The sequence below is a fragment of the Plantactinospora sp. CA-294935 genome (assembly GCF_050936445.1).
GTDB lineage: Bacteria > Actinomycetota > Actinomycetes > Mycobacteriales > Micromonosporaceae > Plantactinospora.
The window spans coordinates 8,683,303-8,709,831 of sequence record NZ_JBNJMU010000001.1; the positions used below are offsets into that span (position 1 = coordinate 8,683,303).

The 26,529-nt window shown below is 75.1% G+C and carries 6 protein-coding genes (1 of these 6 only partly in view); all 6 read right to left on the bottom strand.

Annotated elements, in window-relative coordinates; translation table 11 throughout:
• Tightly spaced (each overlapping or abutting the next), the 6 genes in view from ACQEVC_RS38005 to ACQEVC_RS38030 form a layout consistent with a single transcriptional unit that may run on beyond the window.
• Nucleotides 1-230, bottom strand: the 5' portion of a protein-coding gene (locus ACQEVC_RS38005) for a condensation domain-containing protein (protein WP_432888088.1). 1,639 nt of this gene lie to the left of the window's left edge; the window shows 230 of its 1,869 coding nt (coding positions 1-230); it begins with the start codon at nt 228-230; its stop codon lies beyond the left edge, outside the window.
• Nucleotides 217-7,113, bottom strand: a complete 6,897-nt coding sequence (locus ACQEVC_RS38010) for an amino acid adenylation domain-containing protein (protein WP_432888090.1) — start codon at nt 7,111-7,113, stop codon at nt 217-219. Before ACQEVC_RS38010 ends, ACQEVC_RS38005 begins: the two co-directional genes overlap by 14 nt.
• Entirely contained in the window at nt 7,098-10,736 is a 3,639-nt protein-coding gene (locus tag ACQEVC_RS38015) for an amino acid adenylation domain-containing protein (protein WP_432888092.1), read from the bottom strand. Before ACQEVC_RS38015 ends, ACQEVC_RS38010 begins: the two co-directional genes overlap by 16 nt.
• The gene (locus ACQEVC_RS38020) at nt 10,733-16,654 is read right to left on the bottom strand and encodes an SDR family NAD(P)-dependent oxidoreductase (protein WP_432888094.1); all 5,922 of its coding nucleotides are present in this window, start codon (nt 16,652-16,654) and stop codon (nt 10,733-10,735) included. The genes ACQEVC_RS38015 and ACQEVC_RS38020 overlap by 4 nt, the downstream gene beginning before the upstream one ends.
• Nucleotides 16,647-19,958 carry a non-ribosomal peptide synthetase gene (locus ACQEVC_RS38025; protein ID WP_432888096.1) on the bottom strand — a complete coding sequence of 1,104 codons (3,312 nt, stop codon included), beginning with the start codon at nt 19,956-19,958 and terminating at the stop codon, nt 16,647-16,649. Before ACQEVC_RS38025 ends, ACQEVC_RS38020 begins: the two co-directional genes overlap by 8 nt.
• Nucleotides 19,955-26,410, bottom strand: a complete 6,456-nt coding sequence (locus tag ACQEVC_RS38030) for an amino acid adenylation domain-containing protein (RefSeq protein WP_432888098.1) — start codon at nt 26,408-26,410, stop codon at nt 19,955-19,957. The genes ACQEVC_RS38025 and ACQEVC_RS38030 overlap by 4 nt, the downstream gene beginning before the upstream one ends.
• Nucleotides 26,411-26,529 lie beyond the last annotated feature (119 nt).

Consider the following 26,529-nt stretch of genomic DNA (forward strand, 5'->3'; position numbering starts at 1 on the left):
ACGATCGCGTGCACCGAGTCGCCACCCAACTCGAAGTAGTCGTCGTCGATGCCGACCGGGTCGACCTCCAGCACCTGCTGCCAGATCTCCACCAGAGCGTGCTCGGCTCCGGTGCGCGCCGGCGCGTACGCCGCCGTGGCCGGGCGTTCCTCGGCGGCGGCCAGCCACCGCGACAGGAGTTCCCGCTTGGCCTGTGACAGTTCCGCGATCCGGTCGTCAGGTCCGGTCATCTCCACCTCCCGGGGACGTCGATCCGCCGCCGTGCCCGGCGAGCAGGGCGGCCGCCCGCTCGTCGGAGAGGCCGCGGACCCGTTCGAGCAGTCGGTCCAACCGGTCGACCGTCGCGTCGGCCGCACCGCTGCCCGGCGGCACCGGCGGCGGCGTGACCCGGGCCGGCCGGTGCGGGTCCACCGCCGCCGCCGCGACCGCCCGCCGGTAGCAGTCGCCGATCGCGGCCACCTGGGCCGGTCCGAACTCGCGCGGGTCGAACTCCAGCAGCAGCCGTAGCCGGCCGGTCCAGGCGTCCAGGTTGAAGTGCGCGGTCAGCGGCAGGTATGTCTGGTCCGGCGCGTACAGGTCGCCGACCACCAGCCCGGTCGCCGAGGCGAGCCGCTGGTAGAGGTGGAAGTGGGTGAAGACGAACAGGGTGTCGAACAGGCCCGCCGCGCCGAGCCGGCGATGCGCCTCCACCAGCGGATATCGCCGGTACAGGGCGAGCCGGCCCTCGGTGTGCCGCATCGCCCGGGCCAGTTCCGCCCAGGTGCCGGCGTCCGACGGTGCGCGCAGCGGCAGGACGTTGTTGAACATCCCCACCACCCGGTCGCCGTCGGCGCGCTCCAGCCGCCCGTTGGCCTGTAGCCCGGTGACGACCTCGTCCCGCCCGACCAGCGCCCGCAACACCGCCACGTGCAGGCCCAGCAGGACGTGTTTGAGGCCGACGGCGAGTTCGGTGGCCAGCCCGGCCAGCCGGGCGGCGTGCCGCTCGTCGATGCTGACCACGTGCCGGCGGTCGACCTGCCCGACCCCGCCCGCCGGGTACGGCCACCGGGGCAGCAGGCTCGGCCGCGCCCCGGCCAGCTCGTCCCGCCAGAACCGCCGATGCGACGTCGACCGCGCGGCGGCCCGCTCGGCGGCGACGAAGTGCCGGTACTCCGTCCGGGGCGGCGACAGCTCGACCCCGCCGTCGCGGTCCGCTCCCGCGTGGTCGGCCAGGATCTCGGTCAGCAGGGTGGCGTCACACCAGCCGTCGAGCCCGAAGCTGCTCACCGTGAACCGGAACGCGCTGCCGAGGTCGTGCGCGGTGAACCTGACCAGGGGTCCGGTCGTCACCGCGAACGGCCGGTGGAGTTCGGCCCGAAGCCACCGGTCGACCGCCCTGCGGCGGGCCGGCTCGGGCAGTTCGGCCAGGTCGACCAGTTCCAGTGCGGGTGGCAGGTCCGCGTACACCAGTTGGATCGGCTCCGGATACGACGTGAGGTCGAAGCGGGAGCGCAGGTAGGCGTGCCGGGCAACGGCGGCGCGTACCGCCCGGTCCAGCCCGGCCCGGTCCAGCGGCGCCTGGACGGCCAGACTGGTCAGGTACACCTCGTAGCCGGGATTCCGGTCGAGCTGGGACAGCAGGGCCCGCTGCCCCATCGAGACCGGGTACGCGTCGACCACTCCCGGCCGGTGCGCCGCCTCGGGGCAGAGGGCGAAGGCCGGTACCTCCGGTTCGGCCGCTACGGCGGCGTCCGCGTCGTCGACCAGCGCGGCCAGCGCCCGGATCGTCCGGTACCGCAGCAGGTCGGTGACGCTGACCGCCAGTCCCGCCTCCCGGGCGGCGCCGACCACCCGGACAGCGACGATCGAGTCACCGCCGGCCGCGAAGAAGTCGTGGTCGATCCCCACCTCCGGCACGCCGAGCTGGGCCCGCCACAGCGCCGCGAGCCGGATCTCGGTCGCGGTTGCCGGTGGGCTCGGCGCGGCCGGGAGGTCCGGTCCGGTCGGCGGCGGAAGCGCCCGGCGGTCGAGTTTTCCGCTCGGGGTCGTCGGCAGGCGGTCCAGCAGCACCACCCGGGCCGGCACCAGATGGGCCGGCAGCACCTCCCGCAGCCGGTCCCGCACTCCGGTGGCGTCGAGGGTGCCGGCCGGGGCCGCGTAGCCGGTGATGGTGAGGTGCCCGTCCTGGCCCGGGTGGGCGATCGCCACCGCGTCCCGTACGCCCGGCTGCCGGCGCAGCGCCTCGGCGATCTCACCCGGTTCGACCCGGTTGCCACCGATCTTTACCTGCTCGTCGGTCCGGCCGACGAACTCGAGCGCACCGTCGGGCCGGACCCGGGCCCGGTCACCGCTGCGGTAGAAGCGTGCGCCCGGCTCCGCCCAGGGCACCGGCCCGAACCGCTCCGCGGTCAGCCCCGGCCGGTTCAGGTAGCCACGGGCCAGGCACACCCCGCCGAGGTACAGCTCGCCGGGCACCCGGACCGGCACCGGGCGGCGCCGCTCGTCCAGCACCCGGCAGGCCACGTTGGCGATCGGCCGGCCGATCGGGACCGGGCCGCCCGGGTCCGGGACGCACCGCCAGGCCGTCACGTCCACGGCCGCCTCGGTCGGCCCGTACAGGTTCTCCAGCTCGACCCCGAGCACCTCGACGGCGCGGGTCGCCAGCGACGCCGGCAGCACCTCGCCGCTGCACACCACCCGGCGCAACCCGGCCGCCGCGTCGGGCTCGGCGGCCGCCTCGGCGACGAACGGCGCCAGCATCGTCGGTACGAAGTGTGTGGTGTGCACCCGCTCGGCCGCCACCAGCCGCAGCAGGTAACGCGGATCGCGGTGCCGTCCGGGCGCGGCCAGCACCAGGCAACCGCCGGTGGCCAGCGGCCAGAAGACCTCCCAGAGGGAGACGTCGAACGTGACGGGCGTCTTGTGCAGCACCCGGTCCCCGGGCTCCAGCCGGTACGCCTCCTGCATCCACCGGATCCGGTTGACGATGCCCTCGTGCGGCACCACCACGCCCTTCGGCGCCCCGGTCGAACCGGAGGTGTAGAGCAGGTACGCCGCCTGCCCGGGATGCACCGCCGCCGGAGCCGCCGTACCACCCGCCCGGTCGAGCAGGTCCTCGACGAGCAACACGGATCCGCCGAGCCCGTCGAACCGCCCGCGCAGCCGCCGTTCGCTCAGCAGCAGCCGGGTGCCGCTGTCGGCGAGCATCGCCGCCAGCCGTACCCGGGGCTCGGTCGGGTCGAGCGGCAGCAGCGCGCAGCCCGCGTAGAGCACCCCGAGATAGCCGACGACCAGCTCGGCCCCGCGCTCGGCGAGTATCGCGACCGGCTCGTCGGGGCGGGCGCCCCGACGGCGTAGCTGCGCCGCGAGCCGGGACGCCGACCGGTGCAGCGCCCGGTAGCTGAGCTGGCGGCCGCTCGCCGGGTCGGTCACCGCCACCGCGTCCGGCCAGCGCCGCGCGGCGGCGGCGACCAGGTCGTGCAGCCCGCCGCGCCGGCCGTCCGGTCGGGACTGGCCGGCGGCCAGGGCGAGCAGCCGGCGCCGCTGGGCCGGGTCCGTCAGCTCGGCGTCGCCGACCGGGGCGGTCGGGCGCGCCGCCACCGCCGTCAGCAGCCGGGCGAGACCGTCGGCGAGCGTCGCCACGGTACGCCCGGTCAGGACGTCCTGCCGGTACTCCCAGACCCCGACCAGTTCGCCGCCGATCTCGGCCATGCTCAACGAGAGGTCGAACTGCGCCCACCGGCGAGGGACCGGCCGGACCTCGGCCCGGAACCCGTCGACGTCCAGCCGCCCGGGCACCCCGAGGGCCATCGCCCGGACCCCGTCCCCGCCGGCACCGTACTCGTGGTGCAGGGTGAACAGCGTCCGTACCGGCGCGGGCACCGCCCCGCTTCCGCCCCGCTGGTCGGCGACCATCTGGGCGTACGGATAGTCGCCGTGCTCCACGGCCTCCCGGAGCAGCCGGGCGGTGTCCCGGAGGAACCCGGTGAACGGCTGGGCAGCCCGGTAGCGCGACCGCAGCGGTACGAGGTTCACCAGGTAGCCCACGGTGTCGGCGAGTTCCGGGGCGTCCCGGGCGGCCAGCAGCGTACCGAGGACCGCGTCCGGTTGGCCGGTGAACCGGTGCAGCATCAACCGGTATCCCGCGAGCAGGGTGCTGAACAGGGTCGACCGGTGCGCCGCCGAGAGTGCCCGCAGCCGGGCGGTCAGTTCGGCGGGCAACCGGAACTCGTGCGTGCCGCCGGCGAAGCCGACTCCGGCCGGGATCGTCCCGGCGGGGGCTGGGCGGTCGGTCGGCAGGTCCAGCCCGGAGGGGGCTGGGCGGTCGGTCGGCAGGTCCAGCCCGGAGGGTGCCTCGGCCAGGGTCCGCAGCCAGTACCGCCGGCGCTCGGGATAGCGGGCGGCGGCGGTCAGCGCGCGCTCGGCCGCCAACTGCCGGGCCTGCCCTGTCCCGACCGGTGCGGTGGCCAGCTCCGGGCCGTCCTCGGCACAGCCGTCGACGAGGTCCCGGACCACCAGCACCATCGACCAGAAGTCGGCCACCAGATGGTGCGCGACCACCAGCAGCACCTGCTCGGCCGGGCCGCGGCGGAACAGGGTCAACCGGACCGGCAACTCCTCGGTCAGCTCGAACGGTCGTTCCGCCTCCGCCGCCAGCCGGGCCTCGAACCGCTCCTCGGGCAGCGCCGTGGCGTCCGCCCGGAGCAGCGCCGGTCCGGCCGGGACGACGGCGCAGCGCGGTTCTCCGTCGCGCAGCGCGAACCGGGTACGCAGCGCCGGATGGCGACGGACCAGCCGGGTCACCGCCCGGTCGAGCCGCTCCGCCGGTACGCCGGTGATGGTCAGCGCCCGGGCCAGGTGGTACGCGGCGGCGGTCGGCGCGAGTTGCTGCTCGAACCAGATCGCCTGCTGCCGCCGGGTGAGCGGGAGCCACTGCGGGGTGGCCGGGTCGGTGACGTCCACGGGCACGCCACCCGACGAGCGGTTCTCGGCCACCGGTCCGGCCGGCGGCGCGTCGCCCGGTCCGGCCGGCGGCAGGTCGTCCGGCCCGGCCGGCGGCGTGTCGTCCAGTCCGGCCGGCGGCGGGTCGTCCAGTCCGGCCGGCGGCGGGTCGTCGTCCGGCCCGGAGCGCACCTCCGCCAACTCGGCCACGATCCACCCCGCCAGGTCCTCGGCGGTGGCGGCGTCGAGCAGCCAGGTCAGCCCGGGATCCACCGCGTATCCGCGCCGGACGGCGTGCCGCAGCTCCAGGGCGACCAGCGAGTTGACGCCCAGCTCCACCAGCGGCCGGCCGGGGTGCGGGGCGGCGGTGGGCGGATCGGACCCGAGCCGGCCGACGACCGCGTCGAGCAGTGCCTCCGCCAGCCGCTCGGTCGCCGCCGGCCGGCCCAGTCGACGCAGTTCCTCCGCTCCGGGCAGCGCGGCCAGCGTGGCCGGCCGGTCCAGCGCGATCTTGCGGTAGACCGGCAACCCGCCCGACCGGTACGCGTCCCGGCAGGCCTGCCGGCGTACCTTTCCGCTGGTCGTCTTCGGAGTACCGCCCCGGCGCAGCAGCACCAGCGTGTGCGGCGCGATGCCGTGTTCCCGCAGTACCCGCGCCCGCACCGCGCCGGCTATCGCGGCCGGGTCGGCCCGGTCACCGTAGCCGCGCAGCTCGCAGCAGAGCACCAGCCGCTCGGCGCCGTCGGAGTCGACGGCGAAGGCCACCACGCTGGCCGGCCGGACCGCCGGATGGGCGCGTTCGACAGTCTGCTCAAGATCCTGCGGGTAGTGGTTCTGGCCGTGCACCACGAGCATGTCCTTGTGCCGGCCGGTCACGTACAGCTCGCCGTCGAGCAGACAGCCGAGGTCGCCGGTACGCAGGTAGCGGGCAGCGGATCCGGCCAGCCGGGCGCCGAAGGTCGCCGCCGATTCGGCCGGCGCCGCCCAGTAGCCCTGGGCCACCCCGCCGCCGGCGACCCAGATCTCGCCGACCGCGCCGTCCGGGCAGGGCTGCCCGGTCGCCGGATCCACGATCCGGATCTCGGTCCGCAGCCCGGGCCGTCCGCAGGCCACCAGCGGGACGGCCGGACCGGCGGCGGGGGCGACCACGCCGGCCCGGAGCCGCCCGGCGTCCGCCTGCCGGACCCGGGGCGGCTCGTCGCGGGGCGGTCCGGTGACCAGCAGCGTCGCCTCGGCGAGCCCGAAGCAGGGAAAGTGCGCCTCCTCGGCGAAGCCGTACCGGCCGAACGTCTCGGCGAACCGGCGCAGTGACTCCGCGCGTACCGGTTCGGCGGCGTTGAACGCGACCCGCCAGGACCGCAGGTCCAACCCGGCCCGATCCTCCTCGGTGCTGTTCGCGACGCAGAGGTCGTACGCGAAGTTGGGGCCACCACTGGTGTGCGCCCGGTACCGGGACACCGCCCGCAGCCAGCGCACCGGCCGTTGCAGGAAGGCCATCGGCGGCATGAGTACCGAGAGCGACCCGAGGAAGAGCGGCTGCATGATGTTGGCTACCAGGCCCATGTCGTGGAAGAGCGGCTGCCAGCCGACGAAGGCCGAGTCCCGGTCGTGGCCACAGGCGGCGGCGATCAGCCGCTCGTTCTCGACGATGTTGCGGTGGCTGACCATCACCCCCCGGGGAGTGCGGGTGGATCCCGAGGTGTACTGGAGGAACGCCAGGTCGTCCAGGTCCGTGCCGGGGTCGGTCCAGTCCTCGGCAGCCTCGTCGGGCACGGCGGTGACGTCGATCGCGGGCAGCCCGGCCAGCTCGGCCGGTTCGGTCTGCGACGGCGGTGCCAGCACGGCGGCCGGAGCGCAGTCGGCGCGGATGGTTCGCAACCGGGTCCGGCCCGGCCCGGCACCGGGCGCGTCGCAGGGCACCGCGACGGCACCGGCGTACAGGCAGCCGAGGAACGCCTGCACGTACGCCAGGCCCGACGGGTACGCGATCAGGACCCGCTCACCCGCGAGCCGGCGCTGCCGGAGTACCGCCGCGATGGCCCGGGACCGTACGTCGAGTTCGGCGAAGCTGCACCGGTCGCGTTCCGTCTCGCCGTCGGGCAGGAAGACGTACGCCGGCCGCTCCGGTGTGCCGACGGCGTGCTCCCGGGCGATCCGTACGATCGTCCGGTCGGCTGCTATCGACGGCCCCATGCGTCCTCCTCGGCCGTTCCGGTCACCTCGGCGAGTGCGCTGCGGATCGCCTCGTCCTCCCGCCGCGCCACCAGCTCGTCCACCGTCGCCGCCAGGGAGGCGATGTCCAGCGCCTGGTAGATCCGGCGGACCGGGGTGTCCACCCGGAACGTCTCGACGATCCGGGCGTGGAACTGGGTCACCAGCAGGGAGTCGCCGCCCAGGTCGAAGAGGTTGTCCCGGACCCCGATCACGTCGGCCGAGGGGAATCCGAGCAGTTCGGCCAGGATCGTCGCGAGGATCCGCTCGGTCTCGGTGCCGGGGCGGTCCCGCCCGGTCCCCTCCGGCGCGGGCAGCGCACGTCCGGCCAGTTCGGCCCGGTCGACCTTGCCGTGCCGGGTCAGCGGCAGCGCGTCGAGCAGCACCAGCCGGGCCGGCACCATGTACCGGGGAAGCCGCTCCGCCAGGTACCGCCGCAGGCCCGGCTCGTCGAGGTCATGGCCGTCGGCGTCCGGCACGACGTACCCGGTCAGGTGGGTACGCCGGGCGGAGCCGGACAGCACCACGGTTGCCGCCCGTACCCCGGGATGGGTGGTCAGGGCGGCCTCGATCTCACCCGGCTCGATCCGGTAGCCCCGCAGCTTCACCTGGTCGTCGATCCGCCCCAGATAGCGCAGCTCGCCACCGGGCAGTTGCCGGCCGCGGTCGCCGGAGCGGTAGTGCCGGGCCCCGGGTGCCGCACCCGGGCCGGCCGGGACGAAGCGGTCGGCGGTCAGCCCCGGGCGCCGGTGGTAGCCCCGGGCGAGCCCGACGCCCCCGACGAAGAGTTCCCCACTGCCGCCCTCCGGCAGCGGCTCCCCCCGGTGGTCGCCGACCCGCACCGACTGGCCGGGCAGCGGCCGGCCGATCGGGCTGCCCGGCGCGCCGCCCGGCCGGTCCGCCGCCGCGACGTCCGACGGGTCGAGCCGGCGGAACGTGGCGTGCACGGTCGTCTCGGTGATCCCGTACAGATTCGCCAGCACCGGCCGGTCCGGTGCGGTCGCGGTGAACCAGCCGGCGAACTGGCCGACGTCGCAGTTCTCCCCGGCGAGCAGCACGGCGTGCAGTCCGCCGGTCGCGCCCGCGGCCAGCGCGACCGGGGCGAGCTGGCCGAAGGCGGCCGGGGTCTGGCTGAGCACCGTCACCCGCTCGGCGACGAGGTACCGCCACAGCTCGTCCGGGGTACGCGCGCTGCCGGCCGGGGCGACGACGAGCCGGTCCCCGGCGGTGAGTGCGCTCCACATCTCGAAGACGGCGACGTCGAAGGTCGGTGCGTGGGTCATGGACCAGGTCCGCGCCGCCGCGGACGCCGGCAGCGCCGAACGGACTCCGGCGAGCACGCCGGTGAGGTTGGCGTGGGTGACGACGACCGCCTTGGGCACTCCGGTGCTGCCGGAGGTGAAGATGGCGTAGGCGACGTTGGCCGGGCTGACCGGTGGACCGGGCCGGGGCGGCGCCGGGGCTGTCCAGCGGGCCGGCTCGGCGGCGGGTAGCTGGTCGACGTCGGGTCCGAGCAGGCCGGGTCGGGTCACCGCGACGCGTATCCCGGCGTCGGTGCAGATCCGGTTGCGCCGCTCGGCGGGCTCGCCCGGGTCGATCGGAACGTAGCCGGCACCGGCCTTGACGATGGCGAGCGCCGCGACGACCAGGTCGAGCGACGGTTCCAGGCAGAGGCCGACGAGGGACTCGGGCCCGACGCCCCGGGCCCGCAGTGCCCGGGCCAGCCGGCCGGCGCGGACGTCCAGGGCGCGGTAGCTGAGCTGGTCGCCCCGGCAGGTGACGGCGATCGCGTCCGGTTGCCGGGCGGCGACCCGCGCGACGAGCCGGTGCAGACAGCCCGGCACAGCCGGGCCGGCGCCGGACCCGGGGGTCTGCGCCCCGGCACCGGTCCCCGTCCCGGCGCGCGCGGCGCCCGACGTCGTGCCGTCGGCGGACTCCAGATCGGCGGACTCCGAACCGGCCGACTCCAGACCGGCCGACTCCGAACCGGCCGACTCCAGACCGGCCGACTCCGAACCGGCCGACTCCAGACCGGCGAGCGCAGCGGGCGGCACCGCACCACCGGGGGACGCCGGAACGGCGGCGTTCTCGGGCGACCGTCCCGGGCTGGTCGGCGCCGGCAGGGCGGGCCGGGCGGGGGCGTCGGTGAGCACCGTCGCGGTCAACTCGACGATCCGGGCCGCCAGCGCGGGCGCCAGTCGCCCAGGGTCGTACTCCAGCTCCAGGTCGAGGCCGTCGTCGGTCGGGGTCGCGGTCAGGGCCAGCGCGAACTTGGGCATCACCGGCGTCGACGGCGCCACCGTGACGTGCAGCTCCGGCAGCCGGATCCGGGGTGCCGGGGTGTTCTGCAGGGTGAAGGCCACCGCGAAGAGCGGGTTGTCGCTGAGCGTACGTTCCGGCCGGAGCGCCTCGACAAGCCGCTCGGTCGGCACCTCCTGGTCGTCCAGGGCCGCCCGTACGACCTCGTGTACCCGCTCGACCAGTTCGCCGAAGCTCGGCCGCCCGCCCAGTCCGAGCCGCAGCGGCAGCATCGTCGCGAAGGGACCGATCAGCGGTTCCAGTTCGAGTCGTCCCCGTGCGGCGACGGCGGTACCGACCACGATCTCGGACTGCCCGCCGACGGCGTGCAGCGCCCAGGCGAAGCCACTGAGCAGCACGGTGAAGAGGGTCGTACGCCGCTGCCGTGCCGTCTCGGTGAGCCGGTGCACGGCCGGTCCGGCCAGCGTCAACCGGGCCGTCCGGACCGGCACCGCCGTCGTGTCGGGCGCGGCCGACGCCAGCAGGTCGAGACCGAACCGGGCCCCGTCCAGCCGCCGTGTCCAGCGCCGTAGTGCCGCGTCCTGGACCGACCGGTGGGCCGGCGCCCGCTGCCACGCGGCGAAGTCGGCGTACTGGATCGGCAGTTCGGGCAGTCGGTGCGGTACGCCGCCGAGCAGCGCGGTGTAGACCTCGCTCAGTTCACCGAACAGCACCCCGAGCGACCAGCCGTCGCTGGCGATGTGGTGCCGGGTGACCAGCAGGACGTGTCGGTCCCCGCCGAGCCGGACCAGCAGGGCCCGCAGCACCGGCCCGGCGGCCAGGTCGAACGGGCGCCGGGCCTCGGCGACGGTGAGTTCGGCCAGCGCCCGCTGCCGGACGTCCTCGGGCAGCGCGCCGAGGTCGACCAGTGGCAGCACCGCGCCGGCCACGGACTCGACCACCGGATACGGCCGACCCCGCCGGGTGCGGTAGCGGGTCCGCAGTACCTCGTGCCGGCGCAGCACCTCGGAGAGCGCCAGCCGCAGCGCCGCCGGCCGCAGTGGTCCGGCCAGCTCCACCCGGATCGGCAGGTTGTACGCGTTGTCGCCCGGCCGCAGCACCGCCTGCAACCACAACCGCTCCTGGGCGTACGACAGCACCGTCGGCGGCGCGTCGAGCCGGGGTATGCCGGCACCGGCCCGCAACGCCGCGAGCAGCTCGGGTTTGCGGGCCCGCAGCTCGGTGACGAGTTCCTCGGTGAGCACTCCGGGCGGGGCGGTGCAGCGCAGTTCGTCGCCCTCGGGCACCAACGTCACCTGCCGGCGGCGCAGGTCCGACAGGAGTTCGTCGATCGGTCCGGCAGTCACAGCACCACCTCCTCGCGACCGGTGGCGAGCGGCGGCCGGGACCGCTCCAGCAGCTCCGCCAGCCCGGCGAGGGTCGGGTTGTCGAACACCCGGGCGACGGAGAGTTCGACGCCGTACTCGGCGCGCAGCATCGAGAGCAGCCGTAGTGCGAGCAGTGAGTCGCCGCCCAACTCGAAGAAGTCGTCGGTGGGTGCCACGTGCGCCACGCCGAGCAGCGTCGACCAGAACCCGGCGAGGGTGCGCTGTACCGGGGTCGCCGGACCGGGCCGACCCTTCCCGCTGCCGCCGGTCCCGCCGTCGCCGTTCCCGCCGTCGCGGGCCGCGCCGGGGCTCACCCGGAGCCGGTTGACGGCGGCGAGGTGGTCGGCGGTGCTGAACGCCTCGTGCCGGACGAGCAGCTCGGCAAGGTCCTGTGTGGAGACCACCGCGCGCGGGACCGGCCCGTGCGCCAGAATCCGGGCGAACACCTCGGTCCCCTCCGAGCGGGTGATCCCACCGAGCAGGTCGTCGGCGGGGCCGAACCCGGCCGCCGGATCCGGGCTTCCGGCGGCGTACCGCTGCCCGAGCCGGCGCTGGGCCTCCGCCCACATGCCCTCGTCCAGCCAGTCGCTCCAGGCGATCGCGACGGTCCGGCCGGGGCGGCGGGCGGACCGGTACTCGGCGAAGGCGTTCAGGAAGTCGTTGCCGGCGACGTAGCCGACCTCACCGAACTTCAGTTTGTGCAGCACGCTGCCGATGGACGAGCAGAGCACGAAGAAGTCCAGCGGACGGTCGCCGAGCACCTCGTCCAGCACCAGCGCACCCCGGGTCTTCGCGGCGGTCGCCGCGTCGGTGTCGGCCGTGCTCCGGCGCTGGATCATGCCCGCGGTGTCCGGGACACCGGCCGCGTGCACGACGCCGGTCAGCGGGCCGAACCGCTGTTCCGCCCGGGCCACGACGTCACGCATCCGGGCCGGGTCGGTCAGGTCGGCCTGGCACACCAGCACCTCGGCCCCGCCGGCGCGCAGCGCCAGCAGCCGGCGGACCAGCCGGCCCGTCGGGTCGGCGGCCGCCGACCGGTACGACTCCCACTCCGACTCTGGCGGCACCGGCCGCCGGGCGGTGAGCACCACCGACCCGCCTGACCGGCCCAGCCAGTCCGCCAGGGCGGAACCGATGCCACCGAGACCGCCGCAGACCAGGTACGTGCCGTCGGGGCGGGGCGCCAGGGCCGGACCGGCCGGCGGTACGTCCAGCGGGTACGGCTGGTAGTCGGGGGCGAAGCGGCGCCGTCCCCGGTACGCCACCACTGTCGACTCCCGCGCGCCGAGCAGTTCGTCGACGATCCGACCGGCCGCCTCGGACGGATCGTCCCGGGTCGGGTCCTCGGCGGCGAGGACGTCCGAGGACGGCACCGCCGACGGCAGGTCCAGAGCGGTGCAGGCGATCCAGGGATACTCCCGGGGGATCACCTTCACCGCCGAGGCGACCGTGGCGTGCTCCGGATGGACGCAGTCGTCCCCGAGTACGTCCTGCGTCCCCGTGGTCACCGCGACCATCCGTACCGGCCGGTGGTCCTGCTGCCCGCCCAACGCCCGGGCCAGTCGGAGCAGGCAGTGCAGGCCGTACGCCTCGGCTTCGCCGATGGTGGCCGACCCGGCGGCCGCGCCCCGGGCGGTCGACTCCTCCAACGCCCAGAGATGGACGACGAGCCGTACCGGGCTGCCGGCCTCGGCCAGTTCGCGGACCAGGTCGTGGTACCGCTGTTCGGCGCCCGGATCCAGCACCCGCGCGCCGGGCGGACCGGGTGCCGCGCGGACCGCCCGCAGCACCGGAACTCCCCGCCGGGTCAGCAGGCGGGCCACCTCGGTGCCCAGCGGTCCGTCCGAGAGCAGCAGGCAACCGCCCCGCTCCGCCGGGGGCTGCGGACGGACGGGCGGGACCTGTCGCCAGCCCGGCTGGTAGCACCAGGTGGCCAGGTCGGCGCGCTTGGCGGGCCAGCCGCCCGGGCCGGGCACAGGGGCCGGGTCGGTCGCCGGTCCGTCCGTCGCCCGGCCCGCCTGCTGCCCGAGGAGCAGCGCGGCGTCACGCGGCCCGCGTTCCGGCACCACCACCTCGGTCGCCTGGAAGCCCTCCCCGGCAAGCAGGTCCCGCCAGCGGTCGGCGTCGAGCAGCGGTCCGTCCCGCCGGTCGTCGGTGTAGGTCCACCAGTCGGCCGCGAGGCCCCAGATGAGCGGGAGCCACGGGTCAGCCGCGGTGGTCTCGATCAGCGCGAGGATCCCCCCGGGTGCGAGCAGCGATCGCAGGTGGCTGAGGCTGCGCCGGACGTCGGGGGTCGCGTGTACCACGTCCAGGCCGCAGACCAGGTCGTAGCGATGCCCGGCGAGGCCCTGCTCCGCCGGGTCCCGGTCGATGTCGAACAGCCGGGCCCGGAAGCCGGCCAGACCCCGGCGGCGGGCCTCGGCGGCGAGGCCGTCGGTGAACGAGCGGGAGATGTCCGAGGCGTGGTAGACGAGCCGGTCCGGACCGAGACGGGTGGCCATGGCCCGGGTGAGGGCCCCTTCCCCGGCACCCACCTCCAGTACCCGGATCGGTCGGTCCAGTCGGTCCGCGAGCCGGTCCAGCAGGGTCCCGGCGGTCGCGACCAGGCCACCGATCGCGCGGTGTTCGACGGTCCGTTCGGTCAGCGCCGTCCTGAGCAGGTCGGCCCGGCCGTCCGGATAGAGCAGCCGGAGGGCCTCGCCCGGCTCGGTGAGACCCCGGGGATAACCCGTCACACAGTGCCGCAGCAGTTCGACGAGGCCGGCGAAGCCGGGATGCTCGGCCGCCAGCCGGGCCGCCGAGGCGTCGACGGTGGAGCGGTCGACGGCGCCGAGTTCCGGCGGCGGCCGGAAGGTGACCTCCGGGCCGTTCCGCGCCAGCACGCCCTGCCGGGCGAGCAGGCCCAGCAGGTGGTCGACGAGCCGTCGGAACTGCGGCAGCACACCGAGCCGGCGCCGTATCCCGGCGACGGTGTGCCGCTGGCCGGGGCGGGTATCCACGCCACCGGCAGCGAGGTACCAGAGGGTCAGCTCGGCACAGAAGCGGTCGAGTCCGGCGCGCAGCCCGGGGTGGTCGTCGATCGCGGCCGGCGGCTCGGCGGTGGCCAGCTCGGCCCGGGTCCCGGCGGCCAGCTCGGGCAGCGACGGGAACGGTACCGGTTCGGCCGGTGGCTCGACCCAGTGTCGCCGCCGGTCCAGCCGTCCGCCCGGCAGCGGCACCCGGCGTGGCGTCTGCGGTGCGTGGAACTCGGCCCAGTCCACCGGGCAACCCGCGGCCCACAGCTCGGCGACCGGCGACGCCAGCGACACGAGATCCGGTCCGGCCACCGGCACCGGTTCGGTCGCCCGGTCACCGGACGCGGCCTCACCGCCCGGTTCCGTCGCCCGGTCACCGGACGCGGCCTCACCGTCGGTCGGCGCGGTTGGCATGGCCCGGACCACCCGGTGGTCGGGGCCGAACCTCGGGTGCCGGCGGGCCAGGCCGGCCAGGCCGATCGGCGGGCCGGTCTCGACGACGGCGACCGGGCCCAGTTCCAGGCACCGGCCCAGGGCGTCGGCGAAGCGTACCGGCCGGCGAAGCTGCGCCAACCAGTACTCCGGCCGGCACACCTGGTCGGCCACCACCCAGTCGCCGGTGAGGCTCGACACGTACCGCCGGTTCGGCGGGCGCAGCCGCACACCGGAGAGCGCGTCGCGGAACGGCTCGATCGCCGGGTCGACGGCGGCGGTGTGGAAGGCCCGGTCCACCGCCAGCGGTCGCCAGGGCACGGCCAGCTCGTCGAGCCGCGCCGTCAGGGTTCGCACGGCGGCCTCCGGCCCGGCGACGACGCAACGGTCCGGCGCGTTGACAGCGGCCGTCTCGGCCCCGTCCGGGAGCAGCGGTACCAGTTCGGTGGCGGCGAGCGACACCGCCACCATCCGGCCGGGTCGAAGCGCTTCACACAACCGCGCACGGACCACGACCAGGGCAAGCGCGTCGGACAGCGACATCACGCCGGCCAGGGTCGCGGCCGCGTACTCACCGGCGCTGTGCCCGACCATCGCCGCCGGCTCGATCCCCCAGCCCAGCAGCGTGCGGGCCAGGGAGTACTGGACGGCGTAGAGCGCCGGCTGCGCTACCGAGGTGGGCCAGGGCCGCTCCCCGGCCGGGGGCCGGCGCAGCGCCGCCGCCAGGTCGTAGCCGTGTCCGGCCAGCAGCCGTGCGCACTCGTCCAGGTGTCTGCGGAACTCCGGCTCGGCGGCACCGAGCGACGCGGCGGTACCGACCGGCGAACCGCCCTGACCCGGGAACGCGAACACCACCGGCCGGCCGGACACCGCCCGCTCCGCCCCGGACACCTCGTCCAGCCGCCGGGCCAGCTCCGCCGGGTCCCGGCCGACGGCGGCGAACCGGTACGGCAGGCCGCGCCGGGCAGCCAGGGTGGCCGCCACGTCGGCGAGGTCGGGTTCCGACCGTGCGCGCAGCAGGGCGGCGAGCCGCCGGGCCGTGTCGGCCAGGATGTCCGGTGAGTTGGCCGAGAGGAGCAGTGCCTGCTCGCCCCGGAGCGTGCGGGACCGGGGCGGCGGCGGGGGCGGCTCTTCGAGTACGGCGTGCGCGTTCGTGCCGCCGATGCCGAACGAGCTGACCCCGGCCCGGCGTGGTCCCGGGGCGCCGCCCCAGGGCCGGGTACGGGTCGGCACCGTGAACGGGCTGGTCGCGAAGTCGATCTCCGGATTCGGCCGGTGGAAGTTGGGGCTGGCCGGGACGACCCCGTCGCGTACCACCAGCGCCGCCTTGATCAGCCCGGTCACGCCCGCCGCCGCGTCCAGGTGGCCGACGTTGCCCTTCACCGAGCCGAGCGCACAGAACTGCCGGCGCTCGGTGCCGGCCCGGAACGCCTCGGTGAGTGCGGCCACCTCGATCGGATCACCCAGCCGGGTGCCGGTGCCGTGCGCCTCCAGGTATCCGATCGAGTCGGCGGGGACGCCGGCCACCGCCTGCGCCTCGACGACCACCTCGGTCTGCCCGGCCGCGCTGGGTGCGGTGTAGCCGACCTTGGTCGCGCCGTCGTTGTTCACCGCCGAGCCGAGGATCAGCGCGTGCACGTGGTCACCGTCGCGGCGCGCGTCCGACAGCCGCTTCAGCAGCACCATGCCCACGCCGCTGCCGCCGACCGTACCGTCCGCGTCGGCGTCGAACGGGGCACAGCGGCCCCGCCCGGAGTAGATGCCGTCGTCGGTGTGTACGTAGCCCTGGCCGTGCGGCACCTGCACGAACGCGCCACCGGCCAGCGCCAGGTCGCACTCGTAGCCGAGCAGACTCCGTACGGCCAGATGCACCGCGACCAGCGACGAGGAGCAGGCCGAACCGACCGCGTAGCTCGGCCCGGTCAGGCCCAGCCGGTACGAGACCGTGGTCGCGGCGAAGTCCTTGTCGTTGTGCATCAGCAGGTACATGCCGTCCTGCCGTTGCCGGGCCCGCCGCTGCGCCGGACCGCCGCCGAGCAGGTTGCGGACCAGATAGGCGCTGAGTCCGGTGGAGAGGAAGACCCCGGTCGGCACGTCCAGCCGGGCCGGGTCGTAGCCGACCGCGTCGAACGCCTCCCAGGCCACCTCCAGGCAGGCCCGGTGCTGCGGGTCCATCACGCCCGCCTCGTGCGGCGAGTAGCCGAAGAAGGCGGCGTCGAACCGGGCCGGATCGGCGAGTATCCCCTCCGCGCCGACGAAGCGGGGATCCAGCACGTGCGCCGGGTCGTGGCCGGCGGGGAGCAGGTCCGGTCCGTGGAACCGGCTGATCGACTCGATGCCGGCCTGGATGTTCGCCCAGAAGTCCGCGACGCTCTCCGCGCCGGGGAAGCGACCGGCCAGCGAGACGATCGCAACCGGCTCGACCTCCGGTGGGGCGTTCGGTTCAGCCATGCTCCGCACCTCCTCGCCCCGGTCCGGCAAAGCGGGCCGGCCGGGCGGCGGCGACGGCCAGCCGGCGGCGCTCGGCGCGGGCGACGGCCCGGGCCGCGCTGGCCCGTGCGGTCACCCGGCTGGCCGCGCCGTCGGCCAGGTGCTCGGCCAGGGCGGCCACGGTGGGGAAGTGGAAGAGCTCCCGGACGGTCAGCTCGGGTGACACCTCGGCGACCAGCCGGCGGTGCAGCCGGAGCAGCGCCAGCGAGTCGCCGCCGGCGTCGAAGAAACCGTCGTGTACGTCGACCTCCGGCACGCCGAGCACCGCGCACCAGACGGTGGCGAGCCGCCGCTCCAGTTCGGTACGCGGAGCCGTACCCACGATCGGCCGGGGTGTGAGTTCCGCCGCCAGCCGGCCCAGCTCGCGCAGGTCGGCCTTGCCGTTCTGGGTCACCGGCAGCCGGGGCAGGAACTCCACGAACGCCGGCACCAGCTGGGCCGGCAGTTCCGCGCGTACCCCGGCCAGCAGTTCGGCCCGGTCCGGTGCCGCGCCCCCGTCCGGTACGACGAACGCCGCCAACTGGTTGCCCCGGAGCACGACGGCGGCGTCGACTATCCCGCTCTGCCGGCGGAACGCCTCGCTGACCTCGCCCGGTTCGACCCGGCGGCCCAGGATCTTGACCTGCCGGTCCTGGCGGCCGACCAGGTGCACGACCCCGTCCGGGTCGCGGTAGCCGAAGTCGCCGGTGCGGTAGAGCCGGCGCCCCGGGCCGCCCGAGGGGGCGGGCAGGAAGCTGGCGGCGGTCATCCCCGGCCGGTGCAGGTATCCCCGGGCCACGCACTCCCCGCCCAGGTGCAACTCGGCCACGGCGGCCCGGGGAACCGGGCGGAGGCGCTCGTCGAGCAGGTGACACTCGGTGTTGGCGATCGGCCGGCCGAGTGCCACCGGGTACCGGCCGGACGGGTCGCAGCGCCAGTGCAGCACCTCGACGGACGCCTCGGTCGGCCCGTACAGGTTGTGCACCTCGGCGTCGAGCAGCGCGCCGGCCCGCTGGCTCAGCTCGTCCGGCAGCGCCTCGCCACTACAGGCCACCAACCGCAGCGCCGGCAGGTCGGCACCCCGCGACTCCGCCTCGGCGAGGAAGGGTGCCAGCATCGACGGTACGAAATGGGTGTACGCGACGCGCTCGGCGCGGATCGTCCCGAGCAGATAGCCGGGGTCCCGCTCGCCCCCCGGCTCGGCGACGACCAGGCATCCTCCGGCACTGAGCGGCCAGAACAGCTCGGGCACCGAGACGTCGAACGAGATCGAGGTCTTGAACAGCACCCGCTCCCCCGGCGTCAGTGGAAGCGTCTCCTGCATCCAGCGGACCCGGTTCACGATGCCCCGGTGCGGCACCGCGACCCCCTTGGGCTCGCCGGTGGACCCGGAGGTGAAGAGCACGTACGCGGACTGCTCCGGGTGGGTGCTGCGCCGCGCTCGGGGTACGCCGGCCGCGCCGCTGCCCGGTGGCGTCAGGAACTCCGCCACGGCAATCGTCGGCAGGCCGAACCGCCCGGCCCGGTCCCGGGACTGCTCGTCCGCGATGACCAGGGCCGCCCGGCTGTCGGCGAGCAGCCGGGCCAGTCGCGCGTCGGGGTCGTCCGGGTCCAGCGGCAGGATCGCCCCACCGGCCAGCAGCACCGCCAGGTAGCTGACCGGCATGCCGACGCCACGCCGCTGGAGTACGGCGACCGGCCGGTCGTCCAGCGGGCCGTGCCGACCGAGCCGCCCGGCCAGGGTGGCCGCCGCGCGGCACAGCATGGCGTAGCTGAGCTGGCGGCGGTCGCCGTTCGCGTCCACGGCCAGCACGGCGATCGCGTCCGGGTTGTCCCGGGCGGCGGTGCAGACCAGGGCCGACAGGCTCGCCGGGTCGGGGCGCGGCACCGACGGCCCCACCGCGGCCCGCAGTGCCGCCAGGCGCTCGTCCGCGTCGAGCAGTTCGAGCCGGTCGACCGGTGCGTCCGGGTGCCGGCCGGCGGCCCGGATCAATGCGTCCAGATGGCGACCGCAGGCGGCGAGGTCGACGGGGGTGGTGTGCCGGTCGTCCGCCTCCAGGTCCAGGGCGAGTCCCTCAGCCGATTCGGTGGCGGTCACCGTGAGCTGGTATTTCGGCGCCGCGGCGGGAATCGGCCGGACCGCGCTGCGCAGCCCGGGCAGCCGGGGCGGCACGGCTGCCCGCTGGTAGGCGAGCAGCACCTGGAACAGCGGTGCCTCGTCCGCCGACCGTGGGCCGCCGACGGCCCGCACGATGTGCGGGAGCGGGATCTCGCGATGGTCGAAGGCGTCGAGCAGGACTTCGCGGGCCTGCCGGAGCACCGACCGGAACGACATCCGCCCGTCCAGGCGCAGTCGCAGCGGCAGCACGTTGACCAGCAGTCCGACCACGTCGACCCGCTCGGTCGGCAGGGCCACCGGCGCGCCGACCGGCACGTCGCGCTGCCCGGTGTAGCGGTGGACCAGGCAGGCCAGCAGGGCCAGCAGGGCCATGAACGGGGTGGCGTTCTCCGCCGCGCAGACCGCCGCCAGATCCCCGAGGTCGTCCCGGCGGTGCCGCGTCCCGTACCGCACCGCGGCCGCCGGACGGCCCCGGCCGGCGTCCCGGGCTGCGGCGGCCCCGGGCGGCGCGAAGAGCCGGATCGGTGGGCCCGGATCGGCCAGCGTCGCGCGCCAGTACCGCAGCCCCGCCGCACTGTCGCCCTGCGGCGCCCAGGCCCGGGCGACCGCCCGTACGTCGCCGTGCCGGGGGGCCCGGTCCGGGCCGGGTCGCCCGGCGGCGTACCCGGGGTAGGACTCGGCGAGGTCCCGGCAGACGGTCACCAGGGAGTCGCGGTCGAAGGCGATGTGGTGCACGTCGAGCACCAGCACGTGCCGCCGTACGGCGCACCGGACCAGTACCCACCGCACCGGTGGACCGGCGCGCAGGTCGAACGGCTGCGCGGCGAGACGGCGGAGCAGCCGGTCCAGTTCGGCATCCCGAACCGGCGGCGGCAGTACGCCGAGGTCCACCAGGTGCAGCGGCGGCGGTTCGGTGGCGACCACCTGCCGGGGCTCGCCGTCGACCTCGACGAACGCCGTCCGGAGGGTGTCATGCCGCAGGCCGACGTACCGGACGGCCGCATGCAGCGCCGCCGGCTGGAGCGGGCCGGTCAGTTCGATCGCGGTGCAACTGTTGTACGCCGGATCCCGGGGTTGGATCTGGTGCAGGAACCACAGCCCGCGCTGCCCCGGGGTGAGCGGCAGTGACCGGTCCCCGTCGCCGGGCTCGTCGACCGGCACACTCATCCGGCGCTCCCGGCCGGCTCGGCGGCACGCGGCTCCGGCCCGTCGGCGGCTCCCCCGGCCGACCCGTCAGCGGCTCCCCCGGCCGGCCCGTCAGCGGAGCGGGCGGCACCGACCTCGGCGGCGAGTTCCCCGATGGTGGGCGCGTCGAAGAGCCGGCGCACCGACAGCCCGATCCGGAAGACCTTGTTGGTCTCGGCGATCACCTGCATCGCCCGCAACGACTCGCCGCCGATGTCGAAGAACCGGTCGTGCACGCCGACCCGGTCGAGCTGCAACACCTTGCACCAGATCGCGGCGAGCGTCCGTTCCACGTCGGTACGGGGCGCGGTGTAGCGCGGGGTGCCGGCGAGCTGTGCGGCACTGGGCGGCGGCAACGCGGCCCGGTCCACCTTGCCGGTCGGGGTCAGCGGCAGCGATTCGAGGATCACCACCGCGGCCGGCACCAGGTAGCGGGGCAGCCGGTCCCGGACGTACTGTCGCACCTCGTCCGGCTCGACCGCCTGCCCCGGCTCCGGCAGCAGGTACGCGACGAGGACCCGCTCGTTCACACCCTCGCCCCGGGCGAGCACGATGGAGCGCTGGATCGCCGGATGGGCGTCCAGCAGCGCCTCGATCCCGCCCAGCTCCACCCGGAAACCCTGGATCTTGATCTGGTGGTCGGTGCGGCCCTGGAACTCCAGGTCGCCCGAGGGCAGCACCCGGCCGATGTCGCCGGTGGCGTAGCAGCGGGCGCCGGGACGGTCGGCGAACGGGTCCGGCAGGAACTTCTCCGCCGTCTCGGCGGCACGCCCGAGGTAGCACCGGGCCACACCGGCGCCGCCGACGTGGAGCTGCCCGGAGACGCCGACCGGGACGAGTTGGCGGTGGTGGTTGAGCGGTACGACACGGGCGCCGGCCACCGGCCGACCGATGGGCGCCTGGAGCCCGGTCGGGGCGAGGCCGCCCACCCCGAACCACCCGGTCGCCCACACCGTGGTCTCGGTCGGCCCGTACTCGTTGACGAACGTGCGGCCGGGCAGTCGTTCGGCGTACCCCCGGGCCAGCTCGGCCGGGCAGGACTCGCCGGCCGAGATGACCACCCGCAGCGAGTCGAGCTGGCCCGGGGTGGCCTGGTCCAGCAGGAGCTTCAGCAGCGACGGCACGCCGAGGGTGTGGCTGGGGCGTTCGGCGCGGATCAGGTCGAGCAGGTGCGCCGGCTCGCGCTGCGCCCCCTCGGGCGGCAGCAGCAGGGTGCCGCCGTCGGCCAGCGTCCAGAAGATGCCGGCCACCGAGCTGTCGAAGGCGAACGAGGAGAGCAGCAGGTAGCGCCCGACCGGCGCCGGATAGCCGACCCGGCGGGCCAGGGTGGCGGCGACGACGTTCCGGTGCGCCACCACGACGCCCTTCGGCTGGCCGGTGGAGCCGGAGGTGTAGATGACGTAGGCGGGGTTGTCCGGCCCGACCGTGCAGCTCGGCGCCGTACCCGGATATCCGGCCGCCACCGACAGCGCCGGATCCACGGCCACGACCCGCACTCCGGCCGGAGCCCGCCCGGCCAGCCGTTCCTGGGCGAGCAGCAGGTCGCAGCCGGCGTCGTCGAGGACCGCCCGGATCCGCTCGTCCGGCTGCACCGGATCCAACGGCAGGTAAGCGCCGCCGGACTTCAGCACGGCCAGCAGCGCGACGATCTGCTCGATCGAGCGTTCGGCGAGCACACCGACGACGCGTTCCGGCCCGGCTCCGCCGGCCCGCAGCAGGTGGGCGAGCCGGTTCGCCCGGCGGACGAGTTCCCGATAGGTCACGACCGCGCCGTCGTGCCACACCGCCGGTGCGTCGGGCCTCCGCCGCGCCTGCTCGTCGACGAGGTCGTGCAGGCGGCGCCCGTCCGCGGTGCCGGCCGGGCCCCAGCAGACCTCGCGCAGCCGCGCCTGGTCCCGGGGCGGGGCGAACGAGCGGGTGTCGTACCGCGAGTCGGGGTCGGCCGCCAGCGCCGTCAACGCCTCGGCGTAACTGTCCCGCACGCCGTCCATCAGCTCGGTGGAGAACTGCAGGCTGTCGTACTCGAGCCGGACCTCCAGGTGGCCCGTCTCCCGGTTCAGGCGGAAGATGGCGCAGAACGGGAAGGTGGACTCGCCGTAGAGATCGGTCGCGACGTGGCTGACCCCACGGTCGGTCCACCGGTCGAGCACCCCGAAGACGTGGTAGTTGGTGAAGAAGAAGAGCGTCTCGGCCAACGGCTCGTTGCCCTGGTGCCGTTTCAGCTCGGCCATCGGCAGCCGGCGGTACGGCATCGACGCCCGCTCGGACTCCAGCCCGGCCGCCATCAGCTCCCGCCAGGTGCCGCCGGTGGTACGCACCCGCAGCGCCAGACTGTTCACGAAGAGCCCGATCGCCGAGCTGCCGTCGGCACTCTCCGGCCGCCCGTTGCCGACGGTGTAGGTGAGCGTGTCGGCGTGCCCGCCGTAGGCGGACATCACCGCGAGGTGCGCCGCCATCAGCACGTTCTTCATCGGCATCGCGCTGGTCAGTGCCACCTGCTTGAGCCGGTCGGAGAGTTCGACCGGCACCGGCACCTCGATCCGGACGATCTCCCGGGCGCCCTTGTCGGCGACCGGCGTCCCGTCGAACCGTGGCAGCCGCATCATCGTGGCGTCCGCCAGGTAGCGCTCCCAGAACTCGTAGTTGCTCCGGTCCCGCAGCGCCGCCAGCTCCAGCGCCACCGCGTCCCGCATCGTCGAGCTGGGCGCCCGCAACGCGATCGGCTCGTCGTAGATGGTCGAGAAGTAGTGGCTGAACAGCTCGGCGATCATCAACGCCTCGCTCCAGCCGTCCACGATCTCGTGGTGGAAGCCGTACGTGAACTGCCACTCCTCGTCGGTCAACCGCTGCACCATGAACCGGATCAGCGGGTACTCGTGCAGTTCGAAGCCGCGGGCCTTCTCGCCGTCGATCCATCGGCGGACCCGCTCCTCGCGCTGCGGCAGCGGCAGTTCCCGCAGGTCCTCCAGGTGCAGTGGCGACTCGAACCGGGCATGCACCAGTTGCATCGGCTGGCTGAACGTGGTCATGTCGAACGACGTACGCAGCATCGGGTGCCGTTCCACGAGCTGCGTCACGGTCATCCGCATCACGTCGTGGTCGTACGGCGCCCGCAGCCGGATCGAGGCGATGGCGTGGTAGACCGCCGACTTGGCGGCGAAGTCCCGGTGGAAGATCATGCCTTCCTGGAGGAGGTTCAGCGGGAAGGCGTCCTCGACGTCCTCGGGTACCCGTGCCCGGTCCTCGGCGGAGATCAGCGAGAACGGCCGGGTGGTCGGTGCCGGCTCACCCTCGGACCGCGCCCGGAGGTATTCGGCACAGTCCCGCACCGTGGGGTGGGCGTGCAGGTCGGCCACTGTCACGTCCACGCCCCGAGCCTGGGCCCGGCTGGTCACCATGACGCTGCGGATGGAGTCGCCGCCGAGCACGAAGTAGTTGTCGTCGATGCCGACCGCGTCGAGGCCGAGCACCTGGGCGATGGCCCCGGCCAGGATCTCCTCCGCCTCGGTACGCGGCGGCACCAGGTCGGCCTGGCGGCGCAGCCGCACGTCCGGCTTGGGCAGCGCGGCCCGGTCCAGCTTGCCGTTGACCGTCATGGGCAGCGCGTCGAGCGTGACGAACGCCCGGGGGACCAGTTGTTCCGGCAACCGGTGCCGGCAGTGCCGGTCCAGCGCGGCGGCGTCGAGCCGCGCCCCGTCACCGGTCCGCTCCGGCACCACGTACGCCACCAGGGTCGGCGTGCCGGCCAGCGGCGAGGAGTTGCCCGGATCCTCGTCCCGCCGGACCACCACCGCCGCCCGGGCCACGCCGGCACAGTCGAGCAGCACGGCCTCGACCTCCGCCGGCTCCACCCGGACGCCCTGGATCTTGACCTGCTCGTCGACCCGCCCGAGATAGCCCAGGTTGCCGTCGGGCAGCCACCGCGCCAGGTCGCCGGTGCGGTACATCCGCCCGCCGGTGCCGAAGTCCGGCTCGGGCCCGAAGCGCCGGGCGGTGAGTTCGGGACGGTGCAGGTAGCCGATGGCCACCCCGGCGCCCCCGAGGTAGACCTCGCCGACCGCGCCGTCGGGGACCAGCGCGGCGTCGTCAGGGCCGAGCAGGTAGACGACGGTGTTCGCGATCGGCCGCCCGACCGGCACCGGCCCGGTGCGCGGAGAGTCGTCCTCCAGGGTGTACGCGACGCTGCCGACCACGGTCTCCGTCGGCCCGTACTCGTTGACCACCCGCACCCCGGCGGCGCGGAACGCGGCGACGGCCCGGGCGTCCAGCGCCTCGCCGCCGACGACCAGGGTCCGGACCGCGCCGGTCAGTTCGTCGACGGTCAGCAGTTGGCCGAGCGCGTCGAGGTGGGTCGGGGTCAGCTTGACCAGCGTCAGGTCCCGGGCCGAGCGGAGCACCGCGGCCAGCCCGGCGATGCCGGTGCCACCGGGCAGCATCACCACCCGCTGCCCGGTGAGCAGCGGACCGAGCAGCGTGGTCAGGGTGAAGTCGAAGCTGATCGACGAGTGGGTCAGCACTCCGGTGCCGGCCGACATGTCGTAGCTGTCGGCGCACCAGTGCAGATAGTTGGCGAGGCCGCCGTGCGCGACCAGGACGCCGTTGGGCACTCCGGTCGTGCCGGAGGTGTAGAGCACGTAGGCCGGGTCGTCCGGCCCGACGCGCACCCGGGGCGCCGCCGGCCGGGCCGCCACCAGCGGCAGATCCTCGTCGAGCAGCAGGACGTGCCGGGCCGGTACGGCACCGGAGCCGTTTGCGGCACGGTGCGCGGCGGAGCCGATCAGCGCCTGCGCACCGGTGTCCGACAGCACGTACGCCAGCCGCTCGCGCGGGTACGCCGGGTCGACCGGCACGAACACCGCGCCCGCCTTGAGCACCCCGAGTACCGCGACCAGCAGTTCGGCGGAGCGGTCCAGGCTGATCACCACGTGGTCGCCGGGGGCCACGCCGAGGTCGCCGAGCAACCCGGCGAGCCGGTCGGCGCGTTCGTCCAGCTCCCGGTAGGTCAGCTCGGCGTCCCCCACCGCCACCGCGACCGCGTCCGGGGTGCGCGACGCCTGGGCGGCGATCGACTCGTGCACCGGCGTGTCGGGGATCCCGACCACCTCGCCCCGGCCGCGTGCCAGGATCCGGTGGCGCTGCTCGTCGGGAAGCACTCGAAGCTGGCCGACCAGCGGCTCGGGGCGGTCCACCGCGGCCGAGAGCGCGGCCAGCAGACACTCGCCGAACGCCGCGGCGGCGTTGGCCGGCAGTGCGGCCGTCCGGTATCCGAGCCGGATCTCCAGCCGGTCGTCCCGGCGCCGGCAGGAGAGCCTGACGGGCAGTGCCGGGTCGGCCGCGTCGGCCAGGGTGGATTCGGCGACGACCCGGAACGTGAGATCGGCACCGTCCATCGGGGCCGGGGCGTCGTCGTACTCGAACCCGATTCTGGGCTGGCCCGCGGGCGCGGCCGTACGGCCCGGATCGAGGTAGTCGATCCGCTCGGCCCAGCGCTGCCCGGCCTCGGCGAGCTGCCGTACCACGTCCACCAGCGGAGCTTCGGCCCGGATGTCGCAGCGCACCGGCACGGTCCGGGCGAACGGGCCGACCGCCTGCCGGGTCGCCGGCTGGTGCCGGGCCGGGTCCGCCAGCTCGACGACGACCTCGGAACCGGCCTGGAACCGGCCGCCGACCACGGCGCAGAGCCCGCCGAGGAGGTGCCGCACGGAGACCGCCCAGGACGCGGCGAGGCTGTCGAGCGCGGCCAGCATGCCGGCGTCGAGGTGCCAGGTGAGCACGCGGGTCTCGTCCGGCCCGGCTCCCGGCGGGGCGGCCGACGGCGGGGCGGCGGGGGCCAGCTCGGCGAGGTGACCGGCCCAGGCGCGGCGTTCTCCGGCACCCTCGTCACCGGTCAGGATGTCGTGGTGCCAGGCGGCGAAGTCGGCGTACTGCAGCGGGGGCGGGTCGGCCGGGTTACCGGGCTCGGCGTACCGGTGGACCAGCTCCCGGGCCACCAGGCGCAGCGCCTCACGGTCCGCGACAGCCGGGTGCGCGGTCAGCACCAGCTCGGCCGGACCGGCGGGGGTGGTGACCAGCAGGGCCCGGAAGGTGGGGCCGGCGATCGGGTCCAGCCCCTCGCGCTCGCGCCGGTAGCGCTGCCGGGCCGGCACGTCGCCGGACTCGTCGACGGAGACCGTCGCCAGTGCCGGCCCGGTCGGATGGATCACCTGGGCCACCCCGCCGACCGCCTCGACCAGGGTGGTGCGCAACGCCTCGTGTCGCCGCACCACCTCGTCGAGTGCGGTGGCCAGCCGGGCGGGCTCCACCGCCGGGTCCACCAGCAGTCGGCACTGTACGGCGGTCGCCGGACCGCCGGCCGACAATCGCTTCCACAGCCCTTGCTGGAGCGGCGACGCCTGGAACGTGGAGGTGTGCAGTTCGGTCGTCGTCGTTCGCACAGATGCTCCCCGGTCTCGACTCGCTGCCGGTCTTTCGACGCAGCGTCGTAGGTAGCTGGGTCGTGCGATGCGCCATGCGGCGGGCAGGCTGGTGGGCTGCCCGGAATCGATCGGCCTGC